This is a genomic window from Streptomyces sp. URMC 123, from assembly GCF_051386515.1.
In the GTDB taxonomy this organism is placed as follows: domain Bacteria; phylum Actinomycetota; class Actinomycetes; order Streptomycetales; family Streptomycetaceae; genus Streptomyces.
Map to the genome: position 1 here is coordinate 1 of NZ_JBPQTV010000403.1, position 5,131 is coordinate 5,131.

Below are 5,131 nucleotides of genomic sequence, written 5' to 3' on the forward strand. Positions count from 1 at the left end.
CCCCGCGACGCCTCCGCCGCCCGCCCGCCCGCGCCCGTACGCCCGCCTCCTGGCCCGGCTCGGCCACCGCCGCGCCCGCGTGAGCTGCACGGTCGTGCTCACCGTGACGGCCGCCCTGGTCGGCGGCTATCTGCTCGGGGTCCGCCCCTATCTGCAGGACGACGACGCGGGCCCCGCCGCCCGGCCGCCGTCCGCCGACACCTCGGCCACGCCCCGGCCCGGGGGCGTCCCGCGCGAGTTCCTCGGCTCCTGGGAAGGCGCGATCAACGCCAGCGGGCTGCCCGCCGGCACCATGAAGGTGACGCTCACCCAGGGCGGCGTCGGCGCCCGGATCGGCACCGCCGAGCAGACCGACATCCTCGGCGCCTTCATCTGCGAGGACCTGCTGACCCTCACCGAGGCGTCCGCCACCGAGCTCGTGGTGGACACCCGGCGCGGGCCGCGCAGCAAGTCGATGTGCACCGAGGGCTCCACGGGCCTGCGCCTCACCCTGGAGAACGGCAAGCTCCGCTACGCCTCGGGGGACGAGCGCGCCGGCCGCCCCACGGGAACGCTCTCCCCGCTCCGCTGACGGCGGGGTACGGGCCCGACCCCCGCGCGGCCCGCTGCCGGCCGGGCCCACCGTCGTACGGGCGCCGGCGGGCCCACCGTCGTACGCCGTCGTCCCGCCCGCGCCGCCCCGCCCCCGATGTCCCGGCCGCCAGCGGACGCGTCCGACCCCTGGCGTAGGCTGGATCGGTCCGTAATGCCCCCGTCGGAAGGACCCGGCCCGGTGAGCGAGAGCGCCGACCGCACGGCTACCGATATCGCAGCCGTCCTCGACCGCGCCGCAGCGGGCGGCCGTATCACCCCGGAGGAGGCGCTCGACCTGTACCGGTGGGCGCCGCTGCACGCGCTCGGCGCCGCCGCCGACACGGTGCGCCGCCGCCGGTACGCGGGCACCGAGCACATCGCGACGTACATCATCGAGCGGAACATCAACTACACGAACGTCTGTGTGACGGCGTGCAAGTTCTGCGCGTTCTACGCCGCGCCCAAGGACACCGAGAAGGGCTGGACCCGCGGCCTGGACGACATCCTGCGCCGCTGCGCGGAGACCGTCGAACTCGGCGGCACCCAGATCATGTTCCAGGGCGGCCACCACCCGGACTACGGCGTCGAGTACTACGAGGAGCACTTCTCGGCCATCAAGAAGGCGTTCCCGCAGCTCGTGATCCACTCCCTCGGCGCGTCCGAGGTCGAGCACATGGCCCGCATCTCCGGGGTCTCGGTGGAGGAGGCCATCACCCGCATCCACGCGGCGGGCCTCGACTCCTTCGCCGGCGCCGGCGCGGAACTGCTGCCCGCCCGGCCCCGCAAGGCCATCGCGCCGCTCAAGGAGTCCGGCGAGCGCTGGCTGGAGATCATGGAGACCGCGCACCGGCTGGGCGTGGAGTCCACCTCCACGATGCTCATGGGCACCGGTGAGACGAACGCCGAGCGGATCGAGCACCTGCGGATGATCCGTGACGTCCAGGACCGCACGGGCGGCTTCCGGGCGTTCATCCCCTACACCTACCAGCCGGAGAACAACCGGCTGAAGGGCCGCACCCAGGCCACGATCTTCGAGTACCTGCGGATGATCGCGGTCGCGCGGCTCTTCCTCGACAACGTCGCCCACATCCAGGGCTCCTGGCTGACCGTCGGCAAGGAGGCCGGGCAGCTGTCGCTGCACTACGGCGCGGACGACCTCGGCTCCGTCATGCTGGAGGAGAACGTCGTCTCCTCGGCGGGCGCGAAGCACCGCTCGAACCGGATGGAGCTGATCGGGCTGATCCGGGCCGCGGGACGGGTGCCGGCGCAGCGGGCGACGACGTACGAGCACCTGGTCGTGCACGACGACCCGGCGAACGACCCGGTCGACGACCACGTGGTGTCGCACCTGTCGTCCACGGCGATCCCGGGCGGCACGGCCCACCCCGAGCTGAAGCTCATCGAGGCGAACTGACCGTCGTAGGACCGATCCCGTAGAACCGACCCCGTAGGACAGGCCCGGTAAGCGCGTGCTCACGATCCATACCGCCGCCCGGCTGCGCCGCACTCTCGCGGACCCCGCCCCCCTCTCCCGGGGGGCGGTCGCCGTCGAGGGCGACCGCGTCGCCGCCATCGGTCCCCTGGACGAGCTCCGGGCCCGCTTCCCCGCCGCCCGGCTGCGCGAGTGGCCCGGCACCCTCGGGCCCGCCCTGCTCCACGACGGGCCGCTGCCGCCCGCCGAGACGCCGCGCGAGCGGGTGCACGCCGTGCTCAAGCGGGGCGCCGCGGCCGTCCTCGCGGAGCATGTCGCCGAGCCCGCGCTGCGGGCCGCCGCCGAGCGGGCCGGGCTCGCGCTCCCGGTGCGCCCCGCCCCCGTCGCCCTGGTGGAGTCCGGCCGCGCGGACCTCGCCGCGTTCGACGAGGACGGCCACTGCGTGGCGACCGTGCTCGCCGGCCGCCTGGTCCACCGCCGCCGCTGACGGCGGGGCCCCGCGCCCGGTCGGCTTCGGGCTCAGCGGGCCCCGGGCCGCACGCGAACCTCAGCCGATCCCCGGCAGATGCGAGATCAGCAGATCGATCAGCTTGATCCCGACGAAGGGCAGCACCAGCCCGCCGAGCCCGTACACCCGCAGATTCCGCCGCAGCAGGTCGTGCGCCGACGCCGGCGCGTACCGCACGCCCCGCAGCGCCAGCGGGATCAGCGCGATGATGATCAGCGCGTTGAAGATGATGGCCGAGGCGATCGCCGAGGTCGGGCTGTGCAGGCCCATGATGTTGAGCGCGTCCAGCCCGGGATAGGCGGCCGTGAACATCGCCGGGATGATCGCGAAGTACTTCGCGACGTCATTGGTGATCGAGAACGTGGTGAGCGCGCCCCGCGTGATCAGCAGCTGCTTGCCGATCTCGACGATCTCGATCAGCTTGGTGGGGTCGGAGTCCAGGTCCACCATGTTCCCGGCCTCCTTGGCGGCCGAGGTGCCGGTGTTCATGGCCACGCCCACGTCCGCCTGGGCCAGCGCCGGCGCGTCGTTCGTGCCGTCGCCCGTCATGGCGACCAGCCGGCCGCCCTCCTGCTCCCGTTTGATCAGGTTCATCTTGTCCTCGGGGGTGGCCTCCGCGAGGAAGTCGTCGACCCCGGCCTCCGCCGCGATCGCCCGTGCGGTCAGCGGATTGTCCCCCGTGATCATGACCGTGCGGATGCCCATGCGGCGCAGCTCCGCGAACCGCTCCCGGATGCCCTCCTTGACCACGTCCTTGAGGTGGATCACCCCGAGCACCCGGGGGCCGTTCCAGTCGTGCACCGCGACCAGCAGCGGCGTACCGCCCGAGGCCGAGATCGAGTCGGCGAACCAGCCCGCCTCGGCCGGGACCGTGCCGCCGCGCCCGGTGACCCAGCCGATCACCGCGGCGGCCGCGCCCTTGCGGATCTGGCAGCCGGCGCCGTTGCTCCAGCGCAGATCGACCCCGCTCATCCGGCTCTGCGCGGTGAACGGCACGAAGCGGGCATGGCTCAGCTCGCCCTCGGCCGGCTCCCGCAGCCCGAACCGCTCCTTGGCGAGCACCACCACCGACCGCCCCTCCGGCGTCTCGTCGGCCAGCGAGGAGAGCTGCGCGGCGTCGGCCAGCGCGTGCTCGGCCACCCCCGGGAGCGGTACGAAGCCGGCGGCCCGCCGGTTGCCGAGGGTGATGGTGCCGGTCTTGTCCAGCAGCAGGGTGTTCACGTCGCCCGCCGCCTCCACCGCGCGGCCGGACATCGCCAGCACATTGCGCTGCACCAGGCGGTCCATGCCCGCGATGCCGATCGCCGACAGCAGCGCCCCGATGGTCGTCGGGATCAGCGCCACCAGCAGGGCGACCAGCACGGTGATGGACTGCGAGGCGTGCGCGTGGCCGGCCATCGGCTGGAGGGAGACCACGGACAGCACGAAGATCACGGTGAGCGCGGCGAGCAGGATGTTGAGCGCGATCTCGTTCGGCGTCTTCTGCCGGGTGGCGCCCTCCACCAGCGCGATCATCCGGTCCATGAAGCTCTGGCCGGGGCGCGAGGTGACCCGTACGACGATCCGGTCCGACAGCACGGTCGTGCCGCCCGTGACCCCGGAGCGGTCGCCCCCGGACTCGCGGATCACGGGCGCCGACTCGCCGGTGACGGCCGACTCGTCGACCGCGGCGACGCCGTCCACCACATCGCCGTCGGCGGGGATCTGCTCCCCGGCCGCCACCAGGACGAAGTCGAACTGCCGCAGCTCCGTCGCCGGGACCCGCTCCGTCTCGGCGCGGTCCAGGTCCGTCCCGACCCGCCAGTGCGCCAGCCGCACCGCCACCGTGTCCGTACGCGCCCGGCGCAGCGACTCGGCCTGCGCCTTGCCCCGGCCCTCGGCGACGGCCTCCGCCAGATTCGCGAAGATCACCGTCAGCCACAGCCACACGCTGATCAGCCAGGTGAAGACGCCGGGGTTGAGCAGCGCGGAGAGCGTGGTGAGCGCCGAGCCGACCTCCACCACGAACAGCACGGGGTTGCGGACCATCACCCGCGGGTGCAGCTTCCGCAGCGCCTCGGGCAGCGCGCGTACGAGCTGTACGGGGTCGAGCAGACCGCCGGAGCGCCGGCGGTGCCGGTGGTCGGGGGTGGGGCGGGGGCGCCGCGGCAGCCCGCCGCGCTCGCGCGCGGGGGCCCCGGTGGCGCGGGCCTCGTCCTGGGCGCGGGCCTCTTCCTGTTCCTGGGCGGGGGACGGCAGCATCTGTGGGCGGACACCTTTGCGCTGGGGCCGCGAGGCCGGATTTCAGCTCGTGGGGTTCTGAGGCCCGCCGGTGGGTCGGCGGCCGCTCCCGACGGCGGCGGGCCGTTGGAATCCAGAGCCTGGAATCTAGAGCCGGGGGAGGAGCGGGAAAAGCCAGGTCGGGGGCTATTTGCGGCATCCTGACGCGGGGCCGGGGCGCGCTGTCAGAGCGCCGTCAAGAACCCGCCGAGGGCCGTCAGGGCGCCGTCAAGAGGCGGCGGCGGGCCGGTGGATGTGCCTCAGGCTTGATCCCCGGGGGGCACGGACGTCGGGTCCGTGGTGCGAGGCAGGGGGGCGCGTGCGCCGCCGCGTCGCGGGCCGGGGCGAGGGGCCCGGCC

3 protein-coding genes and 1 pseudogene are annotated in these 5,131 nt (G+C 73.9%); 3 read left to right on the top strand and 1 reads right to left on the bottom strand.

Annotated features, from left to right (window positions below; translation table 11 throughout):
* The 3 genes and pseudogenes from ACSNOD_RS28160 to ACSNOD_RS28170 form a co-directional block, all read left to right on the top strand.
* Positions 1-571, top strand: a pseudogene (locus ACSNOD_RS28160) (serine/threonine protein kinase); the annotation flags it as partial.
* Positions 572-745: 174 nt separating this feature from the next.
* Entirely contained in the window at positions 746-1,987 is a 1,242-nt protein-coding gene (gene mqnC, locus ACSNOD_RS28165; protein WP_436769891.1) for a cyclic dehypoxanthinyl futalosine synthase, read from the top strand.
* A gap of 55 nt (positions 1,988-2,042) precedes the next feature.
* Positions 2,043-2,492, top strand: a complete 450-nt coding sequence (locus tag ACSNOD_RS28170) for an imidazolonepropionase-like domain-containing protein (RefSeq protein WP_436769892.1) — start codon at positions 2,043-2,045, stop codon at positions 2,490-2,492.
* A 60-nt stretch (positions 2,493-2,552) separates the two neighbouring features.
* Here the strand turns inward: ACSNOD_RS28170 and kdpB are convergent, their stop codons facing one another.
* Positions 2,553-4,754 carry a potassium-transporting ATPase subunit KdpB gene (kdpB, locus tag ACSNOD_RS28175; protein WP_436769893.1) on the bottom strand — a complete coding sequence of 734 codons (2,202 nt, stop codon included), beginning with the start codon at positions 4,752-4,754 and terminating at the stop codon, positions 2,553-2,555.
* Between the last annotated feature and the right edge of the window lie 377 nt (positions 4,755-5,131).